The sequence below is a fragment of the Paenibacillus sp. MER TA 81-3 genome (assembly GCF_023713585.1).
GTDB classification, from domain to species: Bacteria; Bacillota; Bacilli; order Paenibacillales; family Paenibacillaceae; genus Paenibacillus_B; species Paenibacillus_B profundus.
The window spans coordinates 25,420-51,185 of sequence record NZ_JAMAWB010000011.1; the positions used below are offsets into that span (position 1 = coordinate 25,420).

Below are 25,766 nucleotides of genomic sequence, written 5' to 3' on the forward strand. Positions count from 1 at the left end.
TGCCCTGCATTCGCTACAATGCATATGTAAGCCAGACGGATAAATAAAAGGATGATGAACAATGACATATGCAATCGAATGTAGGCAAGTAATGAAACAATTCGGCGAGAGGAGAGGCTTAATTAAATGAACTTAATATTCCTCGCTATCATTATAGGTGAAATAGCCTTTTGGATATTCTTAGTAGGCGGATTACTACTTCGATACGTATGGGGGTTAAATAAATTATCTATCATTTTATTAGCATCAACTCCGTTAATTGATATTTTTCTTTTGATTATCACGTTTATCGATTTATCTAATGGTACCAAGCCACATTTTTTTCATGGCCTATCAGCAACGTATATCGGTTTTTCAATTACGTATGGTCATAAAACTATTAAATGGGCAGATCAATGGGCTGCTTATAAGTGGGCCTCTGGAGAGCGTCCTGAAAAAAAGAAGTTGCATGGCAAAGAGAAAGTAAAATATCAGTGGCGAGAATTTAGTCGTTTTTTTGTTTGTGCTGTAATTATATTAACTCTGGTTGGAATAGCTTTTTTCATTGTTCCATTTGAAGATACTTTTTGGCTAATTTATTGGGTTGTGAATATTATAGGTACTGTGATAATTTGGTTAGTTTTCGGACCAGTTAAATCCATCCTAAATAATAAGTAACACCAGTTAACAACATAAAATAGGGCATACACATATTTAACTAACGGGTTGCAAGATTTAAGAGCAAGGGATCAAGCGCTCATGGCGCCTGGAACATTCTTGTGAATAGCGCCCCTGCAGCGCTTGATTGGCTCATTCATACAGGCTGTGGAATTGTATTTATGATAATATCAAGTTATATCCTAAACAGACGGGAAGCGATGTAAGTGACTACATATAATTGGAGACCGTTTCCCGCGGCAGAAGGCTTCGTTCCGTACCTTCTTCTCGCCAACCTCATCATTCCATTATCATTCTTATTTCGCGAGCCTGTGCAGCGGTTGCTGCCCGGGCTTGCCTTGCTCGCCCTGTTCGTCATCTTGTACCGCCAGTTGTACTGGACGGTGCGATGGGTGCCACTGCTGCTGGCGCTTCAAGTGTTGATTACATTAATATTGGCGGCTGTGTATCACCCGATGTATTCTTTTATCAGCTTCTTGTTTATTAACCAGCTCAGCCAACAAAAAACGGCCTTCATCGTATCCATCGCCTCTGTATTCACGCTTGGGATGGCGGCATGCGCCGCCCCATATATCGGCACAGTCGGCTGGGAGCTATCGATCGGTCTGCTGCCGCCTTTGTTCGGTGTATTCAGCATGCTTCCGTTCACGATTCGGATTTATGCGCAATACAAGCAGATGGAAGAGCGACTACAGGCTGCCACAGCCCAAGTGGAACGTATGGCACAGCAGGAAGAGCGGCAGCGGATTGCGCGCGAACTGCATGATACGCTCGGTCACACGCTATCACTCATTGCCTTGAAGGCTGAGGTCGTAGAGAAGATCGTCCCCCGCGATCCGCAGAAGGCCTCACAAGAGGCGCATGACATTCGCCAGACCGCCCGGTCTGCGCTCAAGCAGATGCGGGAGCTTGTCACCGAGATGAAGGTGGTCCGTTTAATAGAAGAGTTCGGTCACGCGCGAACATTGTGCGCAGCCGCGGGAATCGAAATATCGCTGCCAGAGCGGCTATCCGAATGGGACGGACGTGTCGATCCGGCAATGGCAGAGGCCCGATCGATTGCAGACGGTCCACTCCCGCTTACGGCACTGCAGGAAACGATATTGGCCATGTGCTTCCGGGAAGTGCTGACGAACGTTGTCCGTCATAGCCGCGCAGCCTCCTGCCATGTCGATTTTGAAGTAGAAGAAGGCTGCGTGCGGCTCGTCGTGAAGGACGACGGCATCGGACTTACGGCGGAACAGACTCTAAAAGCCAAGAGCAGAGGGCTTGCTGGATTACGGCAGAGACTGGCACTCGTGGATGGCAGCTTGGAGCTCGATTCCCATCCAGGTGCGGGCACGGAGCTGACGCTGTACATGCCATGCGTCATACGAAACGTGGAAAGCAGGTGAAGCAGTATGATCCGCATCATTTTAGGAGAAGATCAACGATTGCTGCGTGGGGCGCTGGCAACGTTATTATCACTCGAAGATGACATCGAAGTCATCGCCCAAGAAGAGAACGGCGAAGCCGCACTGGCGCTCATTAAGCAGCACCAGCCGGACATCGCCGTGCTGGATATCGAAATGCCGCTCATGACCGGGTTGGATGTCGCCGAAGCGATTAAGGAAAGCAGGCTGCCTTGCCAAGTCATCATCCTAACGACATTTGCTCGGCCGGGATACTTTCAACGGGCGATGGCAGCCGGCGTTGCCGGATATTTGCTGAAGGACAGTCCGAGTGATGAGCTGTCCGATGCCATCCGGCGCGTAAATGCTGGCAAACGGGTCGTCAGTCCTGAGCTATCGCTTGCGGTATGGGATAATCCGTGCCCGCTCACCGCACGCGAACGTGAGGTGCTGCAGCTTGCGGCGCAAGGTCTGACCATGCAGGACATCGGGGCTCGCTTGTATTTGTCGCACGGTACCGTCCGCAACTATATGTCAGAAGCCATCGGCAAGCTTGGTGCGAGCACGCGCATTGAAGCGATCCGCACTGCCCGCGACAAGGGCTGGCTCGACTGACGCACTCGGGGGAAGCGCCTGGCCGCTGCCGTTCATCCGGCGCTCCGCTTCCCTCGGCAATCGTTCGATTGTTCGGTTATTCGATTGCTGATGCACTATTGTGCTGCGTTGTACTTAAAGAAGAAGTCACGTCCATCCACTGCAATGTAGAAGCTCAGCATACTTCCATCCCATAGACGGGTACCCATCTCTTCGTAATTCGGGCCTTGAAGCTTATCATACAAGTACACAGGAGCCATATCTGCCCCATCTATTGACAGAATCGCGATATCTGCACGATTATCTTCTCGTGTTACATCCATCACAGCCCGTTCCCCGTTACCATCGAGTATCATCATGGAGGAATGCTCGGCACCTGCTCCAGCTTGAATATGAGGTCCCCCTTCTGATCTGCTTCCGTCGTTGTCACGATTTCGCCGAGAGGTCTGCTCGAAGGTTAAGCCTTCCTGTACTAGCTTGCAGCGCAGTTCCGCCTTGAACGACTCGTCAATGGCAAGCTGGTCATGAACCTTCTTCAAATCATTCACCCACTTCGGATTTGACTCGGACATGATTGGACCTCCCCATGCAGCGTTCGATGAGCAGGGCCATCTTTTTGCGAATCCGATGCACGCGGGTGCGCAATCACGTTCTGTCCTGCCCACCATCGCGCTAATTTCCTCGTAAGCGAAGCCCACCATATACTTGAGATGCACTACCTCCCGGTCCTCCTGTTCCAATTCGAGCATCGGTTCACATCCTCTCTTCATGTGTTAAACGATGGGAGGCCAGCATTTGTATCATTATCACATAAAGATTTCACACTCACTAACCAATTTTCACAGTATTCTATTTTTATGTCTATTTTTATCATATAAAGTAATAGATATAGAACCAAAGACTCATAAGCTCATGGTATAATATTCCTTACGTGAACAAAATGAGATAAGTTCATTTCATATTTGAGAATTGGAGGTTAGGGAAACGATGAGAGTAGAATTTCCTGTTACATTGGGAGAGGAAAATGATAAAATAATTCATTCCAATAGCGAGCCAATCCACTTTAGCGCGAACCTGAGCGGTTATGACCGTCTCGGCAGACGGGTAACGAACATTGTTGGTTTCGACGGAACGCATTTAATCAAGGAATGTCCTAAATGTGGAAGTGAAAAGACTAGCATTGAGTTCGGTTTGTCGGGACGAACAATGGAAAATGGCGAGGTTCGGGATCAAAGCAACTGCACGAGATGCAGAGCTCATTATTCACGAATCGTCTGATGCAATATTCCATTTTTTCACGTCGGATGTTTTCCAATAAAATGTTAAAAATTCGCTGAAGAACAATTTCTCAAGAAAACAGGAAGAACCGGATATCAGCTTAGACTACCCGGTTCTTTACCCTGTGCCCCAGTTCACATGTGGTATTACGTATTTTTCCTCCATGTATCTTTCAGCGGTACGATTCTATTGAATACCAGTTTATCGTTCGTTGTATTTTTTTTATCTACACAAAAATATCCATGTCGAATAAATTGAAACTTATCTTCGGGTTGCGCTTTTTCCACGAACGGCTCGACAATACAATCCTTAACGATCAGGAGCGAATGAGGATTTATTGATTCATCCCAAGCTGGGCTGTCATCTTTCATGCGATCGTTATCCATTAACAGCTTCTCATACATGTGTATATCTGCTTTTATTCCGTGCTGCGCTGAAACCCAATGAATCGTCCCCTTCACTTTCCGTTCCGTAAAGCCGGTTCCACTCTTTGTTTTCGGATCATACGTGCAGCGGAGCTCGATTATTTCACCTGTTTGTTCGTCCTTGATCACTTCATTGCACGTAATGAAATAAGCCCCTTTTAACCGAACTTCTGCATGTAGAGTCAGTCTGTGAAACCCTTTGGATGGCTGCTCCATAAAATCATCCTTTTCAATATAAACAATTCTTGTAAAGGGCACATTTCTCTTCCCTAAAGCATCATTCTCGCTATTGTTATCAAAAGTTACACATTCAGAATGGTTTTCTGGATAATTTGTGATCACCACTTTTAAAGGATTTACTACCGCCATAATACTGTTTACTTTTACTTTTAAATCCTGCCTTACAGAATGTTCAAGCATAGCGATGTCAACCATGTTCTGATGTCTAATTAAGCCGATCTCTTCGATAAAGCTTCTTATACTTTCAGGAGTAAAGCCTCTTCTCCTGAGTCCGCGAATCGTAGGGAGTCTTGGATCGTCCCATCCGTCTACGTATTTCCCAGCAACCAATTGTTTTAAATATCGTTTGCTCGTAACAACACCTGTTATGCTCAGCCTTCCAAATTCCCCTTGTTGAGGAGCTTCACATATACTAAGCTCATTCATCACCCATTCATAAAGAGGACGATGATGATCTTTAAACTCGTTGGAACATAAGGAATGCGTTATGCCCTCGATTGCATCTTGAATGGGATGAGCAAAATCATACATGGGGTAGATGCACCACGTCTTGCCCGTTCTGTAATGTTCCGCATGAATGATTCTGTAGATTACAGGGTCCCTTAAATTTATATTGGGAGAACCCATATCTATTTTATCCCGCAGAACTTTTGCCCCTGAATGATAAATACCGTTCTTCATGTCTGTGAATAAATCGAGGTTATCTTTGACGGATCGATTTCTGTATGGGCTGTTCTTGCCAGGTTCCGTAAGGGTTCCTCTGTAAGCCGTTACTTCCTCTGGCGATAAATCGCAAACATATGCTTTTCCTTTCTTGATCAAAGCAACAGCCGCATTGAATATTTCATTCGAGTAGTCTGATCCATAAAATATATTGTCGCCCGGGCTGTAACCCAGCCAATTGATATCATCAATGATGGCATTCACATATTCCATATCCTCTTTTAAAGGATTCGTATCATCAAAGCGCAAATAAAACTTCCCTTTGAACTTTTTAGCTGTCATATAGTTCGTGTGTATGGCATACGCACTTCCAATGTGAAGGTATCCATTAGGTTCTGGAGGAAACCTTGTGCAAATATCTCTGTTATATGTTCCGGCTTGAAGATCGTCATGAATCAGCTTATCTATAAAATGTTCAGAGACAGTCTCATTTTCCTTAACATAGTCATACCCTCCTATTTATAGTCAATAGCAGTTCTATATTGTTACAAAACAAAAAAATCTCACCTCCAAGACTTAGCGTCTTGGGGACGAGATTCTCGTGGTACCACCCCAGGTTTATTAATATGTCGCCATATTAACCTCATCAAGTACGGCATTGCAATGAATGCTTATACTCTAGCTCTGTAACAGGAGCTCCTGTCATCTCATCCCCTTCATCAGGTTCCGACATGCTGCTCAGAGGCTTGGTTCAATAAATAACTCTTGCTCCTTTTCAGCAACTGGAGCTCTTATGAAGCAACCCGATTGTGAATTATTCTTACAGCTTGCCAATATGTTTTCCATAGCGTACAAGCATTGTTGCCTATTAATCGATACAAGCACCCGTTAAATGCGAACATTTGTTTTCAACTACCATGTAGTTATGGTAATATTGGTTCTATGACACACAGTAGAAGGAGCATCATGAGAAGACATCTGATTCCACTATTCCTAGTTTTAACGTTGATCGTTACCATCCTTCCTGCTTCAGCCATCGCACATCCAGGTAAGACCGATGCCAATGGGGGGCATACGTGCCGTACCAATTGCGAGCAATGGGGGCTTACAGATGGAGAGTATCATTATCATAACAAGGATGGCAGCATAAGAAGGGCCACCGACAAAAAATCAGCTCAAAAAAGCACTGGCGCGGCAATGATTCTCCCGAAGAAACAAGCTGCCGGTACGCTGCAAGTCTACTATTTAGATGTAGGACAGGGAGATTCCACTCTCATTCGAACACCAAAAAACCAATACATATTAATTGATGCGGGTGACAATGACAAGGGAAAAGACGTCGTAACCTATCTCAAGCACCTCGGGGTAAAGCAGCTTGACGCAGTGATTGCCACCCACCCCGATGCCGATCATATCGGCGGCTTGGATGATGTGATTAACGCCTTCCCGGTCAAAGCCGTCTATGCTCCCAAGGTATCGCATACGACACAAACCTTTAAAGACTTCTTATTGGCCGTGAAAAAGCAGAAGCTCACCATCAAAACGGCGAAAGCCGGCGTTGACATCCCGCTTGCCGGATTGAAGGCCAAGTTCGTCGGACCAGTCAACGAATACGGTAATGAGCTTAACGAATGGAGCGCGGTCTTGCGCCTGCAATACAAGGACACCTCCTTTCTGTTTACCGGTGATGCGGAGCTGAAAAGCGAAGCGGACATGCTCAAAAGCGGGGCCGAATTGTCTGCCGATGTGCTCAAGGTAGGACACCATGGCTCAACTACATCGACATCGCAGAAATTTCTGAATGCGGTCAAACCTGCACATGCCATTATTAGTGCAGGAACAGGCAACAAGTATGGACATCCAACGAAGGACATACTCACTCGTCTAAAAAAAGCGAACTCCAAAATATATCGAACCGATCAGCAAGGAACGGTCACTGCAATCAGTGACGGGAAGAAGATAACATTCGTAACAGCGAGGTGAACGATGTGAAAAAAGGGATAATTGACCGTATTGAGGGAGATATTGCGGTCATTGAGCTTGATGGAAAGACGCATGACTTTCAAAAGTCATTGCTCCCTGACGGCGCTCAGGCCGGGGACGCAGTAATCATCTGCAAAGATAAAATAATAGTCGACCCAATAGAAACAGCAAAGCGAAGGCAGGAAGCAGAAGATTTGATGTCCGAGCTGTTCAATGCTCAATCTGAATCAACGGGAGAGTGAACATAAGGCTGCTTCGGCGACTTTTAACTTGCTCAATCTGAGCCATTGGGAGAGTGGATATAAGAGCGCATCGAGGTTGAAGAACACGAGAGGGCGAATTGACATCCGCTAACGAGGACCCAATCTAAAAAAGAAGAATCGCCTGATAGATGTTGGCATCTAACAGGTGATTCTTCCTCATTAAGCTATAGAAGCTTCACTTGATTTTTATTCACAGGCTCAAAATTGAACCTTTAGTCCCGTCTTCCCGGATTCATATATAGCCGCGACCATCTTCTGAGTTTTCAAGGCTTCTTCCCCTGTAATATGCAACGGCTCACCATGGATTACAGCATCATAGAAGTTCCCGATTTGATGGATGTGACTAATCCCCCAGTACGTTTTTACCCCTGCGCCGTAATCGATCACGTTGTTGCGATCGGTGTCCCGGCTAATTTCAGTGCCGTCTTCATAATGAATGGCGCCTTGCTCGGCCTTAATATGCGCGGTTCCTTTCTCGCAGTGCAATTCAATCTCCACTGGAGCATCATAGCTATGATAGTTCATCGCGTAGAAGGAGGCCATCGTCCCGTTTTTGAATTCGATAACTCCATCAGCCACGTCTTCAACGTCGATTTGTCGATGCGTGCGATTTTCAATGTGAGCGGATATCGCAGCAATATCGTCTCCGATGAACCATCTCATCAGATCCAATGTGTGAATGGCCTGATCGATAATGACGCCGCCGCCTTCTTTATCCCAGGTGCCCTTCCAATCGCTCTTGCTGTAATATTCGTCTGTCCGTTTCCAGGTGACAGAACAGCGGGCCCCAAGCACGCGCCCCAGCTTGCCGCTGTCGAGAGCTTCCTTAATCAACACAGAGCCTGGATTATAGCGGTTTTGAAAAATGACTCCGAATGTGACATTGTGTGTGCGGCACGCCTCGATCATCGCCTCCGCATCCGCAACCGTAATGCTCATCGGCTTCTCCGTAATGACATGCTTGCCTTTCTCTGCTGCATAGATGACGACAGGAGCATGCATATGGTGTGGTGTACATACATGCACAACGTCCAAGTCGGCCTCATCAATCATTTGTTTATAATCCAAGTAATAAGCACAGTTGTATTGATTGGCTGCTTTCTGTGCCCGATCTTCTTTGACATCACATATAGCCACTAATTCTGCATGTTCATTCAGCTCTACGGACTTGGCATGCATTGGAAAAATATTTCCACAGCCCACGATACCTACACGCTGTTTCTTCATTAATACCAACCTCCATCCTAGTAACACCTCTATCATAGCTTGGCATCGCTTACTTGCCCATGAATGATTTAAGCGTTACCTGAATTATTTGGCTGATATTACTCATTCAAGTGCTCACCCAAAAACTTCACAATTCCATCCTCGGAGTCTTGAGAGTATTCCCAAACCATTGCCCCTCCCAAGTCTTTACCTTGAATGTACGCTATTTTTTCCTTTAACGCTTCTTTATCCTCATAAGTGATGAACATATCCCCATCATATAAAAATGCGGTCTTTGCCTTCTCGTCATAATAACGCTTAAATCCTTTTTTACTCCTATATTTTTGTTCGATGGTTTTATAACTCAAATCCACTTTGTCTATATCGATTGGTTTTCCGGCAGCAAACGCTCCGTTGCCTCCTCCTTCGCTTTTCACGCCTTCCCATCCGTACGAATAGGCCGGAATGCCCAGAAGCAGCTTCTTACTGTCAATGCCGTGCTGCAAATACATATTGATAATTTCATCCACGCTATCTTTGGCCTTCTCGTTGGCATCCTTGTACAGATTAGCGTTGTACCCTGTCGTATCAGACCATCGGCCCGTCAAGTCATAGCTCATAACGTTGATGAAATTGACGTATTTCTCTACTTGTTTAACCTCTACATTGTTGAAATACCAGTCTTGCGTTCCCGCAGCAAAGGTCAACACATATTTTTTATTTTTATGGGGCAGCTTATTAAGCTTTTCCCTTAATTCTTTCATCAGGTACGTAAAGTTCGCAGTATCCTCGGCTCGTGCCTTTTGCGTCCCCCAAGCATCAAAAGCCGGAAATTCCCAGTCGATATCCACTCCGTCCAAATCCAGCTCCTGCACCATCCCAACAATGCTTTCAGTAAATTGATACCGATTGGCGTCCAGCGATGCATCCGAAAATCCATCCACATTATACCCTCCGACAGCCAGCACAAAGCGTGTTTGCGGATGATTCTCTTTCAGCTTTTTGATGTTCGCTTTGATTTGATCGTTTGAGGCAGGATCTTCATGAAAATAAATATTGTTTTTATCTATTTTTGCGAAGGCGATAAATGCAATATCCACCTTCTTATCCTGCAGCTTGATATCGCTTAAATTTTTCCATATCGGAATATAAACAGTATTCATTTTATGGTCTGTATGGTGCAAATTATAAAAATAGAAGCCCATCCCTATTATTAACAACACGATAAACGCTTTTGTATAATGGCTTACACGCATCATTAACCTCTTCCACCAAATAGCACTTTGGTTATGAATTTATTAAGATTCAACAATTTGACCGTAATGTAACTGATTGCAAAGATGGCAACTACATTAAACGCAAGGTTGAACGAAGTTTGCAGCAGCGTTCCCTCGGTGTCGGCCCGTCGGGATACGAGCAATTCGATTAGCAAATGAATAAGATAAATGCTGAAGCTCGCTTTTGACACGGAACCGATCATTTTTTTGATTTTGTGATTTACTTTTTCCCTTAATGAGCTGTCTTTCTCTTGAAAGTAAATAAACATGGCTATGGCCATAAAGAACGTCGTGATGGAATAATTCCCGTAAAACATTTCATCCAGCACGCCATTGTACAGAGATGCAAAATAAGTCGCCACCGGAGTAACAAAAAACGAGATAATGCCCAAATTAAAAAATAATCTTTTCGGTCTCTCCGGCAGCCCATATGTAAACATATAGTATCCCAATACAAAATACCCCAAAAAACCCATAAAAAAAGGAATGTTCAAAATAGGTATATTTATATATTGCGAAGTTGCTTTTAGTACGATATCAGATATCAAGCGATACAGGATGCTGATAATGAACCAGAGCGTCAAATAATAACGCAAATCCTTCTCGCTGCACGCCTTCACCAATTTGCTAATCAAAGGAACCGTCATATAAATGGCGATGATAGCATACAAAAACCATAAATGAATATAGTTCCCGTCTGTCAGTAATTTATAAGCGAAATCTCCGAGAAATTGATAGACGTTCATATGGCTGTTAACGATAAAATACTGCATGTACAAGGCATAAATCAAAGACCAGCTCACTAGCGAGATGACTAAAGGCAATACTCTTTTTATGTAGAAGTCCCTGTACGATTGGACGTCAATCCGCAGTATCATCGCTCCGCTAATCATGAAAAATACAGGAACCGCAAATCTCGAAATGGAATTAAACACATTGCTGACCCACCATGACGGGGTGTCAAAATCGTTCGTTCTGGTCAGCAAATCCGCGGTAATATGCAGCACAATAACAGCTATAATGGAAATGATCCGCAATATGTCAATGTATATAATTCTATTATTTTTGAAAACACTCTCCATGGCAGCCTCCTAAGTTAGCCTATATGATCTGTTGGGCAAAATTAACTGATGGTTGCAACCCCTTTGCGCTCTACATAACCCCAGCCTTCATCATTGTCGAAATATTTAAAGGTTCCGACAATATTTAAATAAAGCAATAAATTTCGGTACGTTAACAATTCATACTGGCTGAATAAGAACATTTTCAAATAATCCTTGAACGCATAACTGCTTTCGTATTTTTGGCACAGGTACAGCGAGATGATAATTTGTGTGGCATTCACGATTAATGTGATGCTTAACATCATAAGCGCTTGAATGATGTCGCCGCCAAAAAGCGCGATTTGCAACAAATAAAAAATGGTTGTGAAGGCGGTCAGCGTTCCCAATACAAAACCGTCAATCGCAAAAAACAGGCTGACGCCCAAGCTGAACTTTTCCGACAGTTTGGACCAATATATTAAGATGCAATCGACAAAAGCCTTTTGCCATCGGATCCGCTGCTTATAGAAGTTGGGGATGTTTTCCGGACATTCCGTATAGCATACCGCCTCCGGGGCATACACCAGCTTCTGCTTCAACTTATTCGCCTTCAAATACTCATGAATTTTCAGGGTGATGTCGATATCCTCTCCAACCGTGCTTCTGAAGCCATTAACTTGGATCAAGATCTCTTTGTAGAACGCGCCGAATGCGCCTGAGATGACAACAATGGAATTAAATACAGATTGCGTTAATTTCCGGACATAGAAACCATGAATGTAATTGATAATTTGGCTTTTGATAATCCCTTTGCCCGCAAATTGCTCTACAATGACTCCGTTCTTTTTTTGGGCGCCTTGCACGATTTTAACGGTGCCACCCAGTGCGATTATTTCCTTGTCATGGAAATATTGATTGACATATTTAAGCGAATTGACTTCGAGCATGCTGTCCGCATCCAGCGTTATGACAATGTCGGATTGAGCGCAATCGATGCCCGCATTTAAGGAATCCGCTTTTCCACCGTTCAATTTGTCGATGACGAATATATTTTGATAGATTTTCGAGCCATATATCCCTTTAATCTCCTTATAAGCAAGCTTTTGATCCGGTTTTCTGTCAATGGGCTCCAACTCCAGCAGCTCATGAAGCCGCCGGAATGTATCATCCTTCGAACCGTCGTTTATGATGATGACTTCATGGTCGCCGTAATTCAGCACCTCCATCGCTTTGATGCAATTTGCAATGGTAAGCTCCTCGTTATAAGCGGGGACCAGCACCGATATTGATTTTTCGGAAAGATTGCTGTCTAATTTTTTTACTTTGCTGAATAATAAGGGGACGATGGTATATAGCAATTGAAATACTAGAAATACAGTTGTGGTTACATAAAAAAAGTATTGCATAGCGCCCACTCCTTCTTATCTTTCTACACGATAATGCATGATACAGTATTGGCGTTAGGCGGAAGTTCTATATATTCTGCAGGCACTATGGATGTATGTTCTTCCACTGTGAAAATGCGGGTTATCTCTTAGATGTCTTATTGATGGGGAGTAAATGCGTGAGCTGCCGGAGAGAATGTCACCGGTATTCTATTTGTTTCACCTTCTTTCTGAAAACGAGCATGAAATCTTTTCTATTATCAAACTATCCTATTCATTACCCAAAAGTAAAACCGCTTTAATTTTAAAGAAAACGAATACATCGCTTTCATTCGGGTACAATCTTCCATTTGTTCCATTTTACATGGTATCGAATTTTCAACTCATCTTTACCATTCTGAGGCTTTCCGAGGGAAAAGAGCGCGGCACAACAAAAAAGCCCTTGCTGCTCGCAAGGACTGTCGTTTACATTGGTGGTGCGGTCAAGAGGACTCGAACCTCCACGTCATTGCTGACACTAGAACCTGAATCTAGCGCGTCTGCCAATTCCGCCATGACCGCAAACTATGATTATGTTATCGTTCTGAGACCTGATGCGGCCTCAACACTTCATTAGTATATAATGATGTGTTAACCGTGTCAAGCGTGTTGAAACGAATGAACATATGCAATTTTTTCTATCTGAGCTTCTTGCTCATTTTCTTCTATTTAACTCATTCAGCTTTCTATAGGCTTCTATAAATTGAGTCGGATCGTCTTTTACGTAATACGTCTGAACGCCTCGATTGGTATGCAAGTAGAGGAAACCGATAGCATCTTCTTCTCGGCTTTTTCGGTAGTACGAAATATCGTAAATTCTATCCATTGCAATCCGTTCCTCTTTCACGGTAATTTCATGGCTGTACAGCTTCATATGGAAGGAGGTCTCCGTAATTCGCTCCACTGTGCATTCAATTTTTCTCCTGATCTCGATACACCTCTGAGCTGCCAATGCTTTCATAGATGACATCCTCCTTTCCGGCAACCGTGCCATACGATGCTTTACATTATACATGATTCTCTGCCGATATTCTCCGCGGAGCCGTGCTCTGGCCGCAACGTCGTACAATTTCGTCTTTTTCGGTTGCAATTTTTTTCTCTACTTGTCACGTGCTTGTTCTGAAAATTATGAACATTATTCAAACGAATGAAAATCATATTGCAATCTAACAGGATGAAGTCTACTATAAATGGTACATATAGGTATTAATTTACTTTATATTTCCACATGGTGGATGTCATCTTAGCTGGGTTGCCTAAAATAATCTGAAAAAGGAGAAGGTTTAAATGAGAAAAAGACAAAGTTCCAAAGCATTAAGCGTTATCATGATATTGGCTTTATTTTTCAGTGTTTTTACTGTACCCGTTTCAGCAGAATCGGCACCAGAAAGTGCAGAGGCCATTCTGCCGCTCACTCCGGAAACCGTAAATCGGTTTTCTGTTCCAGCATTCCCGGATTCGCTTGATATGACTGCTGTTGATGCACTCATTGAACAGAAAGACGACAACATCACCCTTGAGCCTTCCTTCTCAACAAAGTCTTCCTATAATGTTGCCGACGCTCTCATGAATTTTAATGACACGTTAACTGCCGAGGATCCTGATGATTTGTGGTTTTTTAAAGTTCCTAGTGACAGAAGCATGATCATGAACCTGGTGTCCAGCAACTCCGCTTATGTGGCGCGGCTGTATCTGGTTGATTGGAACACTGGAGAAGCTGCGGCGACTAACGTGTCAGTCTCTGCAGGCCATCAAGTCTCCTTGAAAGAGCTGCCTGCAGGAGATTACGCCATTCGCGTCTATTCCGATGGAACAGTTGGCGATTCTTATACAATTCGGATGAATGCCCTGAATAAGGCAAATTATTCAAGCATATTGCACGCTTCCGCTTCCTTATTGAATGTAGTGGCAGAGTATCCGGATGGCGCCGTTTATTCCAATGGGGTTTACGTTGGTACGGGAAAGGGAGAAAATCCACATCTTGAATGGAAGCGCGAGTTTACTAACTCTTGGGGAAGTGGATATACCCATCGTTCGCATAACATATCTAGCGTCAAAATAAAGTCCATTTCCGCTCCGGTCAATTATTCTTCTTCATCCGCGTCTTCCAATAAGGCGATTCTTATCTATGTGGATAAAGGGACGCTATTTACGTATTTCGTGTCCGCTTATCAATCCGGACCTAACCATGAATACCATAACTCATTTGTAGATACGCTGGGAAAAACAACTCCGAGACGGATTGACGAGGACGATTTGGAGAATTGGGGCGACCACATTCTCGTGTATGATTTAAACGAAAACAAGGCAATTGACTTTTTCAGCGTTCTTAACTTCTACTATGCAAGCGGAGTCGAAGCCATACCTACCATCACTTATTTAAATTAACCAAGATATACGTCTCAGGCTTAGGAAGCCGTAAAAGGAAAAGGCATTATCATGAGCATGTCCCGCAAGGGAACGCCCGCTGATAATGCCCCCATTGAATCGTTTCATTCTACGCTAAAGTCACCGGTGAGAGGGCTCGAACCTCCACGATCATTATCAAACCTATTAATCATAAACTCCAACCTTCTGCTCTTTCTCTTATTTGCAAAAAGTTCTTATAAATTCCGTCTTCTTTTATTAAGTCTTCATGCGTTCCCCTTTGAGCGATTCCGCCATTATCAAGCACAATAATTTGATCCGCATGTTGGATGGTCGCCAAACGGTGCGCAATAATAAGGATCGTCTTGCCTGCAACTAGCGCACTGATCGCTGCTTGAATTTCATGCTCGTTCTCCGGATCAATACTTGCCGTTGCTTCGTCCAGAATAATAATAGGCGCATCTTTCAGCATCGCCCTTGCAATGGAAAGCCGTTGCTTTTCACCGCCCGACAACGTTGACCCGCCTTCTCCAACCATCGTGTCATAGCCATCCGGCAATGCCATAATAAACTCATGGCAGCGTGCCTTTTGAGATACCTCCACGACTTCCTCCAAGGTGGCATCCGGCTTTCCGAAGCGGATATTGTTTAGTATGGTATCATGAAACAAATATACCTTTTGGAATACGATACTCATATTTTTCAACAAGCTTTCACTCGTAACCTCGCGGATATTTACTCCGCCGATTTCGATCTGCCCCTGATCCACATCATAAAATCTCGCGATCAGCTTGCATAGCGTTGTTTTCCCGCTTCCGGAAGGTCCGACGATTGCCGTAGTTGTATGTTCCGGAACCGTAAAGGAAACGTCCCGAATCACCTGCCGTCGCTCATAGCCAAACGATACATTCGTGAATTGAATATCAAATTTCTCCAAATGGATTTCTTTACTATGCTTATCCAGAACCTCCGTCTCATTCATCTCTTCCAGCTTGTCCAGCGTTGCGTCAATCACCTTCAATACATGGGAGGCGTTATTCATCGCTTCAACCTGATTAAAGATCACGAATGAAAAAATAACCATCATGATCATCGTCGATAACGGAATGATTTCATTCATCGCCAGCCATGCTGAGACGGCAACGATGCCAGTTGAAGCAGCATGAAGGGAGAGCAGATGCAGGCTATTGTACGGCATATAATTTTTTTCGATTTTGATATTGATCTCTTTGCCCATTTCATACGCCTTATGAATACTTTCTTTCGTAACGCCCTGCTGATGATAGGCTTTCACTTCAGGCATTCCCCGAATATACTCAATCGTCGCTGAAATCATGCGATCCTTGACTTGCTGATGAATCGGTGCGTTCTCTTCACTTTTGCTGCGCAGCAATTTTAAGAATAATGCAGAACACGCAATGCCTGCAATAGCCGCAAGCGCAACTGCATAATGATAAAAAGCCAAGCACAGAACTAGGGTAAATACACTGATGTAGCCGTTTACGATGACATCGATCATCTTCATGCCGTGCATTTCGATAAAGGATAAATCTGTCGTTACAGCCGAAGTAATATCTCCCGCTTTTTTACGATGAAAAAAACCCAATGATACCCGCTTTAAGAGTCCGCCAATGTGAATTCGTTGTTCAGCCGTCACTTCATACCCCACACTTTCTTGCGTGGATGCACGAAGATAGCCAAACATAAAACGGCCGGCCACAGCGATCACCATAGAAATGGCGATATACACGATAGAGCTTGTCGCGAGCGACTCCTTGCCATTCATATCTTCCAGAATCAGCTTTAAACTATAAGCGGCAATGATGACAGGCAAGGCGGTGAAGACAGTATGGAAAAAAGAATAGACAAACCCGATATAGATACGCTTTCGCCGAGTACCCGTCCAATTCAGCAAACGCTGGATCGATCTAACCATTGTCATGCACCTCCTTGGCACTGCTGCTCGCTGCCCATGCTTTTGCGCCGATATGGGCCTCCCACATATGCCGATACAATTCGCATGTCTGAAGAAGCTGGTTATGACTTCCTGTGGATTCAATCTGTCCATGATTGAGCACGATAATTTGATCCGCATGCTGAATCGTTGATAATCTATGGGCAATGACGAACAAAGACTTTCCTTTTGTTAAAGCGGCAATCGACTTCTGCAGCTTCTCTTCATTCTCGGGATCTGTAAAAGCGGTCGCTTCATCCAAAATGATAATGGGAGCATTTTTTAGCATTGCTCTGGCAATCGCCACTCGCTGCTTTTCTCCTCCGGACAGCCTGCCCCCTACCTCTCCGGCAAGAGAATGGTAGCCATGCTCTAATTGCTCGATAAAATCATGGCAGCAAGCGGCCTTAGCCGCTGCAATCACCTCTTCATCTGTCGCATTCGGATCGCCGAGCCGAATGTTGTCGATCAAGGAGCAATCGAAAAGAAAATTGTCTTGCGATACGAAGCTGACGGTATTCGCTAATTGATCCAGGGGAATTTGTTTGAGCGGAACATTTCCAATCGAAATCTCCCCGTCCGTTACATCCCAAAACCTCGCAATCAATTTGGCAATGGTCGATTTCCCGCTTCCCGAAGGGCCTACCAGTGCCGTAAAGCTTCCTTCCGGAAACGTTAGATTGATCGAATGGAGCACCTTGTTTTGTGCGGACACTGTGTCTTGTGAATGCGCTGAATACGAAAAGGAAACATCTGTAAAGATTACTCCGTATTGATCGAATTGGACTTGTTCTGATGCATTCTTCAGCTCTTCTAACTGTAAAAATTCATTGACTTCCATAACGGCATATTCGATCGTCTTCGCGTTATTCACAAATAAGGTGAAGCTCGTGAGCGGCCCAACAATTCCTAAGGATAAAATGAAGCAAATCGCCAGCTCGGAAGGACTCAATGTCCCCGTCTGATACAAGTACATCCCGACAGGTACAGTACCGAGCAAGGTTGAAGGTAAGACGGCATTGGAGAAATTCATCAGCTTCCAGGTATTGCGAAACCAGCTCAGCGTATAGTCTTTAAAGGATTGAATGGCTTGCTCAAACTTTTCATAAGAGGACGATGATTGATTGAATGTTTTGATGACTTCAATTCCTTCTACATACTCCACAATGACACTATTGACGTGATTGCTGGATTCCATGTAAGACGCATATTGCTTATTAAAGGATTTCATTAAATAAGCAAAGGCGATTGCCGCAATCGGTACGGTTAGCAGGGATGCAAATGCCATCCGCCAATCGATAAACAGCAAATACGCAAACACGCAGACCGGCAATAAAAGGTTTGAAATGCCTTCAGGGATGATATGCGCAAGCGGCAGCTCGATCGTTTCTACCCGATCGATCATGACATTCTTCAGCTTGCCTACCGATTGGTTCTGTACCGTTCCTAACGGAGCTTTCATTAACCGTTCAGCAATCCGAACACGCATGGATTCCAGGATTTGATAAGCTGCATGATGAGCTAGCGTCGTTGAAACAGCATGAAAAATGATTTTCACCCCATAGCCTCCAAGACAAACACCAGCCCAAAAAACAATGTCGCGAAACTGAACTTCATGAGTCATGAACAAATGAATGATCTGATAGACGCCGAAATAAGGGATAATTCCTCCAGCAACACTAATGATTGCACACGCTACAGAGAGCGCCAGCCGACTTTTACAGGCATCGGCAAACGACCAGACAATGGAAACCCAATTTGAATTTTTCATTAAGATTATTCACACCCGCTAATGATATGTTTTGAATAAAGAAAGCTTGCCAAGCATGTCAAAGTGAAACAGGATGAGGACTGCCAAGGTTGATCCGATCCAAAAAGCTCCTATAAAGAAAAAATCCTGCCTCGCCATTGATGATCGGCGAAAATAAGTACGAGTTCGGTAAGCTCCGAAGGCACGCGAATCCATAGAATAGGCCATACGTTCTGCGTGACGTAAGGATGAGGATAGGAGAGGCAGTGCATATCTTTGAGTTCGTTCAATGATTCTGCGAGACCCTTTCCCTGTATAGCCGCGAACCTGGTGAGCCATTTTGACAAGCTGAAACTGCTGCATAAGAATAGGAATGAAACGAAGAACAGCCAGTGTACCGAATCCAAAGCGATAGTTGACTCTCCATTGTTGAATGAGCGCGCGAATAAGATCCGCTGTGTCTGTCGTCAAGGTGAATAACAGCGATAGAACGAGCATGGCAAGCAATCGCAATCCTGTAGCTAACCCAAATAATACCCCCGATTCATATACATCAACGAAACCGAAAGAAAATATTAGTTCCGAGCCTTCGTTGATCCGATCGCGAACTCCCCATAAATACTATTCGGAATCAAGCCATTCAAGCAGAGCACAAGTAAGCTTTTCCCCGCTCCGAAAGCACCAAGCAGCAAAACCGTTTCATTATTGCCGATCATTACATCTATGCCGTCCAGTACAGGCTTGATTGTTCCCGCATAAGCAAAGTGAACATCGTGCATTTCAATCATGAGTTTCACTTCCTGTAAGTATGATCTAATGATGATCTGCGATAATCTGCTAACAAACCTAATTTCAACATCGACTCTGCCAACAATTTGGACAATATTCCACCGATCGCTCCGCCTACGGCACTCACCACGAGCATGGTGATTTGCACTCCAATCGATAATGCCGCATGGCCGTATAAGGGGTATTCAAGAAGAGTGCTTAAAATGGTGGCGACCGAGCCACTTATCATCAAAAACAGAGTTGAATATTTTCTATACATTACCGCTAAAAAAGCACTTCGCACTCAAGCCCGGCCACGGCTGCCCATACAATTCCGATTAAACCATAGGGTGTAAATGGAAGCATGACCAGGCCGCCCACCATCCTTTTTTCTCATTGATAATCAATGTCATTTGCATAGTTAATATCATACATAAAAAAAGAGCGGTTTAACCGCTCCAATCCGTCTGAGTATGCTCCATTCGGACAACGTCTTTCTGATACATGGCTGGCGTCATCCCTTTAATCGCTTTAAATGCTGCTGCAAACTTGCTCGGATTGCTGTATCCGACCTTTCCTGCGATGATCGTTATTGTATCATCGCTGTGCCTCAGTAAATAGGCAGCCCTTTCCATTCTGTACTTTCGTAAATAGGCATAGATGGATAGCCCGTAAATAGCCTTGAAGCATAGCTTCATCGCCGTTTGCGAAATATGAAATCGACTTGATAAGTCTTGCAATGTCATATGCCGATCCAAATGGTTACGAATATAATCCATAATCACTTTCACCGTCTCCACTTGCTTTTTAGGAAAATAGGGGCGGCTTTCCCCATCTTCGGAAACGTCTACGGCACTTAAAATGAGCAGCAGCTCTATAATTTTGATTCTAAAATACGGAATTCGGATCAGTTCTGGAACAGCATACAACTCTGTGAAAATTTGTCGGATCGGTTCTGTAGTTCGCATCAGAAATGAGAGGTCTTCATTGCAAAACTTTGCACACAGCAAACGCAGATCGACTGAAAATGATTCAAATATAGAAGCAGATGCTTTCATGGCTTCATCCAGATAAATACCGATAGTAATGCCTCTATATTCATTCAGCGGAAATCCAAACGTCTGATCAGGATGATTTTTCGTGCTGATTTGCAAATCTCCTTCATCCAGGTACATATAAGAACCATTTTGAACTTCACATTCAATCCGACCTTCACGACAATGATCAATCGTAAGCATCTGTGCATACGGCCGGAACTCGGAAAAACAGCTTTTCATTTGAAAATCATTATACATGAGCTTAATGCCGGGAAACACATCGTAGCTCGTCATGACGCCTGTACCGCTATCAGCCTTCATCATAAATATCGTACACTCTTCATCCTGCCTATGTATCTCAATACTATTACCGTAAAATACGTGTTTATCGTAACCGCCGGCTATAATCATCTGCCTCCCTCTTCGATAAAACTGATCGATGTTGCATCTTCAATAAAAAACTGTACAGTTCTCATATAGCAAGTATACAAATAAAAAACCTTAGGTTCCATGGCCCAAAGAGCTTCTATTCGCCAATCAAATACATGCTATCAAACTATTGAAGTCCTTCATATAAAGGAAACTGAGACGTAATTTCACTCACACTTCCTAATATTTGATCTTTAACCGTCGAACTCTTGGGATTTTTAAGGGCAAGTCCAATAAGCTGGGCAATTTCTTTTATTTCCTTGGGTCCTAATCCTCTTGATGTCATCGCAGGGGTCCCGAAGCGAATGCCACTCGTTACTAACGGGCTTGCCGTATCATGAGGAATTGCGTTTTTATTAGCCGTAATCCCCACTTCATCGAGTATTGTTTCAGCTTCTTTGCCCGTGAGTCCAATCGTGCGCAAATCAACCAAAACAATATGAATATCCGTTCCTCCCGATACAATAGTTAACCCTTCATTCATTAATGCCTCCGCCAATACGTTAGCATTTTCAAGAGTTTTTTCCATATACGTTTTGAAATCCGGTTGCAATGCCTCGCCTAGCGCAACCGCTTTTGCCGCGATGACATGCATAAGCGGGCCGCCTTGTGACCCGGGAAATATCGCTTTATCAATGGCTTGCGCCCATGGTTTACGGCACATGATGACACCGCCTCTTGGTCCTCGCAACGTTTTATGCGTTGTCGTCGTAACAAAGTGTGCGTGCGGCACCGGGTTAGGGTGCAAACCTGCCGCGACAATTCCTGCAATATGTGCCATATCCACAAAGAAAAGGGCCCCAACTTCGGCCGCAATTTGGGCGAACAACTCAAATTCAATCGTTCGTGGATAGGCGCTGGCTCCAGCAACGATCATGCGCGGAAGATGCTTATGTGCGAGTTTTCGCACTTGGTCAAAGTCAATGCGCCCCGTTTGTTCATCGACACCATAAGGAACGAAATTGTAAAATATTCCGGAAAAATTCACCGGACTCCCGTGTGTAAGATGGCCACCATGGGATAGATTCATGCCCAAAATCGTGTCACCAGGCTTGACTGAAGCAAAATAAACCGCCATATTCGCCTGTGCGCCGGAGTGAGGCTGCACATTGGCATGTTCAGCACCAAAAAGCTCTTTGACACGGTGAATGGCAAGTTCCTCGACCATATCGACATACTCACATCCGCCATAATATCTTCTTCCCGGATACCCTTCAGCGTATTTGTTGGTCAGTACCGTACCAGTGGCTTCCATGACAGCCCTGCTTACAAAGTTCTCCGATGCAATCAGTTCTATTTTATCCCGCTGCCGTACAAGCTCTTGCCGAATAGCGTTGGCCACTGCTTTGTCTTGTTGTTCCAAATGTTTCATGAACATCTTCCTTTCTGTCTGCATATTTCGTAAATTCGTTTGTCTAATTCTGTCGTGTTGCAAAAGCAATTATTGTCATGATAGTATATCAATAAATGGATTGTTATCAAATATCCATACATCATCATTTTGATCAATCCATAATTCCAATAGAAACACTGAAGGTGAATGAATGCTAAAAGTAAACCGAGATGATGAACGTCCTATCTGGCAGCAACTTCTGGACCAAGCGATCCATAATATTACAACCAAAAAATGGCCTCCAGGCGAATTGCTGCTCCCATCCCGCGAACTCGCTCAATTGATTGGCGTTTCCCGTTCAACCATACAGATAGTTTACGAGGAATTATTCAGCCGCGGGTATACCGTAACCTCTCGTCGCGGCGGTACTAGAGTTAGCGAATGGACATATGAGGCTCGTCCTTCAGAGGATGCTGCCACACCAGGACCCGTCCCCCCCGAATTGCCTTTATTAAACACTGCAGTCGGCCATTTACACAGTTGGTTCGGAGACAAAGAACATCGAAAAGTAGAGATCGATTTCAGTCCTCATGAGCCTTATTTAGACGAACATTTTCAAAGGAATTGGAGACAATCATTTTTACAGGCCTCCACAGAAACAGACCTGGACAGTTGGGCTTACGGCGATGCCTATGGATTCCTGCCGCTACGGGAACAGATTCAACGTTATTTGTCACTTGAACGGGGCGTTCATGTGAATGTCGATCAAATCATATTAACCTCAGGCGCACAACATAGCATCGATTTGATCGCACAAGCTCTTTTACATGAAGGAGAAACGGTTTCGGTTGAAGATCCCGGCTTCCCTGCTGCCTGGATGGCGATGAAGTATCGGCGTATGCAAGTTGTCTCCGTTCCGGTCGACGAGTACGGGCTATGCGTCGACCGCATTCACCCTCAATCCAAACTTGTGTTTGTTACGCCATCGCACCAGTGTGCGGTTGGAGTTATTATGTCGGAGCCTCGCAGGCAACAATTGTTACACATGGCTGCTGGGCAGCGGTTCTGGATTGTTGAGGATGATTACGACAGCGAATTTCGATATCGCGGTGACCCACTTCCAACCTTGTTCAGTCAGCGACCTCAGAACACGTTGTATATGATGAGTTTTTCCAAAATGGTCGCTCCTGGTATTCGGATATCGGCAATCATTGGTCCCAAAGAGGCCATTCGTCAGCTTGCCCAAGTCCATGAATTAACCTATCGTCATCTTCCTATTATGGAGCAATTAACGCTTACTCATTTTATCGAACATGGTCATTTCATGCGCCATATGAGACGAGTTCGAAATGTATATCGGCGCAGACACGAAGCCATGACGAAGGCCATCATCACGACAGGTCTGAGTGAACACTTCACACTAAGCGGCGTAGAAACGGGGCTGCATATGCTTCTTGAGGCGGATAAATCATTTGACGAAGAAGCCGTGACGAACCTAGCACTCGAAAAAGGAATCCGTGTTTATCCGCTTAGCACGTATTGTTTGGAAAGCGATCGAAAAGGATGGGTACTGGGTTTTGCTAAAGTAGATGAAGCAGCCATTGAAGAAGGCATTTATCGTCTAGCGGGGATGCTTTTATAATACAAGCATCCTCGCCAGAATTTGCTCTTTCTTACAGTCAATTCGTGCTGCCATCCAGTTCCCTCAGCACATGACCTAGTATGTCGAGCGCTTGATCTATTTCATTGTTGGTTATGTACAAGCTTGGCATAAATCGGATGACATGGGTTCCTCCCGGAAGACAAGTAGTTCGTTCTGTACCTGTTTTCATTTTCACAACTCCTATTGTTTTTGTTCGGCTTGTTGTACTCCACTCGGCCTGTATTGTTTTTTATGAAATTTCCCATGAATCAATAGATGTGCTGCCAAACCCGCGACAAGTCCCCAAAATGCGCCGCCGACGCCAAGCAAGGTCACATTCGCGGCGGTTGCTAAAAACGTAATCAATGCGGTTTCACGACCCTTGGGATCCGTTAAAGCGTTGGCAAGACTGCCGCCAATTGTGCCAAGCAATGCCAATCCCGCTAACGTTGCGATAAAGGTAGCAGGAAGAATCAAAAACAGAGCAGCCAACGTCACGCCAAAAATGCCGACAACAATGTAGAAAATGCCACAGGCAATGCCTGCAATATAACGTTTTGTCGAATCCTCATGCGCGTCTTTCCCTGTGCAAATCGCTGCAGTAATGGCTGCTACATTAAAAGCGTGCGAGCCGAATGGTGCTGCAAGGAGCGAACCCAAACCCGTTATGGTCAAAATCGGATTCGCGCTCGTCTTGAACCCGTCATTCCGCAATACGAGCATTCCAGGCATGTATTGTCCCGTCAAGGTAATAATAAACAGCGGCAATGCAACGCCCAATAAAGCATGTAACGAAAACTCCGGAACGACAAATACCGGTGATGCGATCGCCAATTGGATCGTACTGAAATCCGCTTTCCCCATACAAATCAAATAAATCAGTCCGATTGCCAGTATGCCAACAATCGCATAGCGGGATGTAAACCGTCTTAGCACGATATACGCGCCAAATAGTACAACGACAAGCAATGGGTCAACTTTCGCTCCTCCAAAGGCCGAAATGCCAAACTGCAGTAAAATGCCCATATCCCGGTTACACCCACTCCAATGGAGATCGACCAAATCCATGAAGCGGTCATTTCGGGACTTAAACCCGCGACTTTTGCTGCCTGAAACACGAGAATAAAGGTGCCCCCGTAGTTGACAATGACAGATATTAAAGCGGCAATGGTCGGCGATATCAAATCGCGGCCGCGCAGCGAAGGGGTTGTTGGGTTCATAAGCGTTCTCCTGCCTCTCTCCTAATCGTCCTGGCGTGCGTTTTCGTTCCAGTAATAGCTATCCGGCAAGTAACGTTGGCCAAATACGCTTGTCCCTACGCGGATGATGGTAGCTCCTTCTTCGATGGCCACCTTGAAATCACCGGACATGCCCATCGAGAGGATATCCATTTCTACACGCGGAAACTTTTTCTCCCTAATTTGTGTTTGAATAGATTTTAATAATCGGAAGCAATGCCGGGTCTCGTCGTTTGTAGCATTCAGTTTTCCAATCGTCATTAAGCCTTTCACGTTTAACGTTTCGAACTGGGACAATTGTTCCACCAACTCCACTGCCGTTTCCGGAGAAGCACCAAATTTACTGTCTTCGTAGGACGTGTTGATTTGTACCAGAATATCCATGGTCTTGTTCTCTTTGACGAGCTGATGGTGCAGGGCCTGCCCCAATTTCAAACGGTCCACAGAATGAATGAGCGTAACATATTTGACAACGTCCTTCACTTTATTCGTTTGCAGATGTCCGATAAAATGCCATTCCACCTGATTATACTGCTGCATAAGTGGAAATTTGTCCCGAAGTTCTTGCGCTTTGTTTTCCCCAAATAGAGTTTCACCCGCTTGTATAGCCATTTGCAATTTTTCAAGCGGTACGGTTTTGGTCGCCAACAACAATTGCACGTCCTCTATCTTGCGCCCCGAGGCTTGGCAAGCCAATTTCATCTGCTGCCTCACGGTTTTAAGATTCTCTTCAACTAGATGACCCATGTCTCCTACCCTCTTTCTGCTCCACATTATAAGTCCATAATTACATCCCTGTACGCT

Annotated in this window: 22 protein-coding genes, 1 tRNA gene and 1 pseudogene; 7 read left to right on the forward strand and 17 right to left on the reverse strand. The window is 44.6% G+C overall.

Going from position 1 to position 25,766, the window contains the following annotated elements:
- Positions 1-126 precede the first annotated feature (126 nt).
- From M3650_RS17255 to M3650_RS17265, 3 genes are all read left to right on the forward strand, one after another.
- On the forward strand, positions 127-657 hold the full coding sequence (locus M3650_RS17255) for a YxlC family protein (protein ID WP_251576613.1): 531 nt from the start codon (positions 127-129) through the stop codon (positions 655-657).
- A 206-nt stretch (positions 658-863) separates the two neighbouring features.
- Complete coding sequence (locus tag M3650_RS17260; RefSeq protein ID WP_251576615.1) at positions 864-2,051, forward strand: sensor histidine kinase; 1,188 nt, start codon at positions 864-866, stop codon at positions 2,049-2,051.
- Between the two features lie 6 nt (positions 2,052-2,057).
- The gene (locus tag M3650_RS17265; protein WP_251576616.1) at positions 2,058-2,663 is read left to right on the forward strand and encodes a response regulator transcription factor; all 606 of its coding nucleotides are present in this window, start codon (positions 2,058-2,060) and stop codon (positions 2,661-2,663) included.
- 95 nt (positions 2,664-2,758) lie between these two features.
- On the opposite strand, the gene M3650_RS17270 is transcribed toward M3650_RS17265, so the two are convergent.
- Together M3650_RS17270 and M3650_RS17275 are read right to left on the reverse strand one after the other, a co-directional pair.
- A complete protein-coding gene (locus tag M3650_RS17270) occupies positions 2,759-3,214 on the reverse strand; it encodes a hypothetical protein (protein ID WP_251576618.1) in 456 nt (151 codons plus the stop codon).
- Between the two features lie 852 nt (positions 3,215-4,066).
- Positions 4,067-5,767, reverse strand: coding sequence for a glutamine--tRNA ligase/YqeY domain fusion protein (locus tag M3650_RS17275; RefSeq protein ID WP_251576808.1), 1,701 nt, complete (start codon positions 5,765-5,767; stop codon positions 4,067-4,069).
- 447 nt (positions 5,768-6,214) lie between these two features.
- Here M3650_RS17275 and M3650_RS17280 point away from each other — a divergent pair, with 447 nt between their 5' ends.
- Together M3650_RS17280 and M3650_RS17285 are read left to right on the forward strand one after the other, a co-directional pair.
- Positions 6,215-7,231: an MBL fold metallo-hydrolase gene (locus tag M3650_RS17280; RefSeq protein WP_251576620.1), complete on the forward strand. Its 1,017-nt coding sequence runs from the start codon at positions 6,215-6,217 to the stop codon at positions 7,229-7,231.
- 5 nt (positions 7,232-7,236) lie between these two features.
- The gene (locus M3650_RS17285; RefSeq protein WP_251576622.1) at positions 7,237-7,473 is read left to right on the forward strand and encodes a DUF3006 domain-containing protein; all 237 of its coding nucleotides are present in this window, start codon (positions 7,237-7,239) and stop codon (positions 7,471-7,473) included.
- Positions 7,474-7,692: 219 nt separating this feature from the next.
- Here M3650_RS17285 and M3650_RS17290 read toward each other — a convergent pair whose 3' ends face one another.
- The 6 genes from M3650_RS17290 to M3650_RS17315 all read right to left on the reverse strand — a co-directional run bounded on the left by M3650_RS17290 (position 7,693) and on the right by M3650_RS17315 (position 13,405).
- Positions 7,693-8,721 carry a Gfo/Idh/MocA family protein gene (locus tag M3650_RS17290; RefSeq protein ID WP_251576624.1) on the reverse strand — a complete coding sequence of 343 codons (1,029 nt, stop codon included), beginning with the start codon at positions 8,719-8,721 and terminating at the stop codon, positions 7,693-7,695.
- A gap of 98 nt (positions 8,722-8,819) precedes the next feature.
- On the reverse strand, positions 8,820-9,956 hold the full coding sequence (locus tag M3650_RS17295) for a glycoside hydrolase family 18 protein (protein WP_251576809.1): 1,137 nt from the start codon (positions 9,954-9,956) through the stop codon (positions 8,820-8,822).
- Positions 9,957-9,958: 2 nt separating this feature from the next.
- Complete coding sequence (locus M3650_RS17300; protein ID WP_251576626.1) at positions 9,959-11,059, reverse strand: acyltransferase; 1,101 nt, start codon at positions 11,057-11,059, stop codon at positions 9,959-9,961.
- A 41-nt stretch (positions 11,060-11,100) separates the two neighbouring features.
- The gene (locus M3650_RS17305; protein WP_251576628.1) at positions 11,101-12,426 is read right to left on the reverse strand and encodes a glycosyltransferase family 2 protein; all 1,326 of its coding nucleotides are present in this window, start codon (positions 12,424-12,426) and stop codon (positions 11,101-11,103) included.
- Between the two features lie 453 nt (positions 12,427-12,879).
- Positions 12,880-12,966, reverse strand: a tRNA-Leu gene (locus M3650_RS17310).
- Between the two features lie 133 nt (positions 12,967-13,099).
- Complete coding sequence (locus tag M3650_RS17315; protein ID WP_251576631.1) at positions 13,100-13,405, reverse strand: hypothetical protein; 306 nt, start codon at positions 13,403-13,405, stop codon at positions 13,100-13,102.
- A 326-nt stretch (positions 13,406-13,731) separates the two neighbouring features.
- Between M3650_RS17315 and M3650_RS17320 the strand changes: the two genes are divergently transcribed.
- A complete protein-coding gene (locus M3650_RS17320) occupies positions 13,732-14,832 on the forward strand; it encodes a hypothetical protein (RefSeq protein ID WP_251576633.1) in 1,101 nt (366 codons plus the stop codon).
- 169 nt (positions 14,833-15,001) lie between these two features.
- Here the strand turns inward: M3650_RS17320 and M3650_RS17330 are convergent, their stop codons facing one another.
- The 6 genes from M3650_RS17330 to M3650_RS17355 form a co-directional block, all read right to left on the reverse strand.
- Positions 15,002-16,747 (reverse strand): ABC transporter ATP-binding protein, encoded by a 1,746-nt coding sequence (locus M3650_RS17330; RefSeq protein WP_251576635.1) that lies wholly within the window; start codon positions 16,745-16,747, stop codon positions 15,002-15,004.
- Positions 16,740-18,536 carry an ABC transporter ATP-binding protein gene (locus tag M3650_RS17335; protein WP_251576637.1) on the reverse strand — a complete coding sequence of 599 codons (1,797 nt, stop codon included), beginning with the start codon at positions 18,534-18,536 and terminating at the stop codon, positions 16,740-16,742. Before M3650_RS17335 ends, M3650_RS17330 begins: the two co-directional genes overlap by 8 nt.
- An 18-nt stretch (positions 18,537-18,554) precedes the next feature.
- Entirely contained in the window at positions 18,555-19,112 is a 558-nt protein-coding gene (locus M3650_RS17340; RefSeq protein WP_311295100.1) for an energy-coupling factor transporter transmembrane component T family protein, read from the reverse strand.
- A complete protein-coding gene (locus tag M3650_RS17345; protein ID WP_251576639.1) occupies positions 19,091-19,303 on the reverse strand; it encodes an ATP-binding cassette domain-containing protein in 213 nt (70 codons plus the stop codon). Before M3650_RS17345 ends, M3650_RS17340 begins: the two co-directional genes overlap by 22 nt.
- 429 nt (positions 19,304-19,732) lie before the next feature.
- Positions 19,733-20,731: a helix-turn-helix domain-containing protein gene (locus M3650_RS17350; RefSeq protein ID WP_251576641.1), complete on the reverse strand. Its 999-nt coding sequence runs from the start codon at positions 20,729-20,731 to the stop codon at positions 19,733-19,735.
- Between the two features lie 145 nt (positions 20,732-20,876).
- Positions 20,877-22,121 (reverse strand): serine hydroxymethyltransferase, encoded by a 1,245-nt coding sequence (locus M3650_RS17355; protein ID WP_251576643.1) that lies wholly within the window; start codon positions 22,119-22,121, stop codon positions 20,877-20,879.
- 172 nt (positions 22,122-22,293) lie between these two features.
- Between M3650_RS17355 and pdxR the strand changes: the two genes are divergently transcribed.
- Positions 22,294-23,724, forward strand: a complete 1,431-nt coding sequence (gene pdxR / locus M3650_RS17360) for a MocR-like pyridoxine biosynthesis transcription factor PdxR (RefSeq protein WP_251576645.1) — start codon at positions 22,294-22,296, stop codon at positions 23,722-23,724.
- Positions 23,725-23,761: 37 nt separating this feature from the next.
- Here pdxR and M3650_RS17365 read toward each other — a convergent pair whose 3' ends face one another.
- From M3650_RS17365 to M3650_RS17380, 3 genes and pseudogenes are all read right to left on the reverse strand, one after another.
- Positions 23,762-23,914, reverse strand: a complete 153-nt coding sequence (locus tag M3650_RS17365) for a hypothetical protein (protein WP_251576647.1) — start codon at positions 23,912-23,914, stop codon at positions 23,762-23,764.
- 11 nt (positions 23,915-23,925) lie between these two features.
- A pseudogene (locus M3650_RS17370) lies at positions 23,926-24,944 on the reverse strand (benzoate/H(+) symporter BenE family transporter).
- A 21-nt stretch (positions 24,945-24,965) separates the two neighbouring features.
- On the reverse strand, positions 24,966-25,709 hold the full coding sequence (locus M3650_RS17380; protein ID WP_251576653.1) for a YggS family pyridoxal phosphate-dependent enzyme: 744 nt from the start codon (positions 25,707-25,709) through the stop codon (positions 24,966-24,968).
- Between the last annotated feature and the right edge of the window lie 57 nt (positions 25,710-25,766).

Coding starts and splice junctions, on each gene's coding strand:
- M3650_RS17255 (WP_251576613.1), top strand. CDS start 127: ATGAACTTAATATTCCTCGCTATCATTATAGGTGAAATAGCCTTTTGG.
- M3650_RS17265 (WP_251576616.1), top strand. CDS start 2,058: ATGATCCGCATCATTTTAGGAGAAGATCAACGATTGCTGCGTGGGGCG.
- M3650_RS17270 (WP_251576618.1), bottom strand. CDS start 3,214: ATGTCCGAGTCAAATCCGAAGTGGGTGAATGATTTGAAGAAGGTTCAT.
- M3650_RS17280 (WP_251576620.1), top strand. CDS start 6,215: ATGAGAAGACATCTGATTCCACTATTCCTAGTTTTAACGTTGATCGTT.
- M3650_RS17290 (WP_251576624.1), bottom strand. CDS start 8,721: ATGAAGAAACAGCGTGTAGGTATCGTGGGCTGTGGAAATATTTTTCCA.
- M3650_RS17295 (WP_251576809.1), bottom strand. CDS start 9,956: ATGCGTGTAAGCCATTATACAAAAGCGTTTATCGTGTTGTTAATAATA.
- M3650_RS17300 (WP_251576626.1), bottom strand. CDS start 11,059: ATGGAGAGTGTTTTCAAAAATAATAGAATTATATACATTGACATATTG.
- M3650_RS17305 (WP_251576628.1), bottom strand. CDS start 12,426: ATGCAATACTTTTTTTATGTAACCACAACTGTATTTCTAGTATTTCAA.
- M3650_RS17315 (WP_251576631.1), bottom strand. CDS start 13,405: ATGAAAGCATTGGCAGCTCAGAGGTGTATCGAGATCAGGAGAAAAATT.
- M3650_RS17320 (WP_251576633.1), top strand. CDS start 13,732: ATGAGAAAAAGACAAAGTTCCAAAGCATTAAGCGTTATCATGATATTG.
- M3650_RS17330 (WP_251576635.1), bottom strand. CDS start 16,747: ATGGTTAGATCGATCCAGCGTTTGCTGAATTGGACGGGTACTCGGCGA.
- M3650_RS17335 (WP_251576637.1), bottom strand. CDS start 18,536: ATGAAAAATTCAAATTGGGTTTCCATTGTCTGGTCGTTTGCCGATGCC.
- M3650_RS17345 (WP_251576639.1), bottom strand. CDS start 19,303: ATGATTGAAATGCACGATGTTCACTTTGCTTATGCGGGAACAATCAAG.
- M3650_RS17350 (WP_251576641.1), bottom strand. CDS start 20,731: ATGATTATAGCCGGCGGTTACGATAAACACGTATTTTACGGTAATAGT.
- M3650_RS17355 (WP_251576643.1), bottom strand. CDS start 22,121: ATGAAACATTTGGAACAACAAGACAAAGCAGTGGCCAACGCTATTCGG.
- pdxR (WP_251576645.1), top strand. CDS start 22,294: ATGCTAAAAGTAAACCGAGATGATGAACGTCCTATCTGGCAGCAACTT.
- M3650_RS17365 (WP_251576647.1), bottom strand. CDS start 23,914: ATGAAAACAGGTACAGAACGAACTACTTGTCTTCCGGGAGGAACCCAT.
- M3650_RS17380 (WP_251576653.1), bottom strand. CDS start 25,709: ATGGGTCATCTAGTTGAAGAGAATCTTAAAACCGTGAGGCAGCAGATG.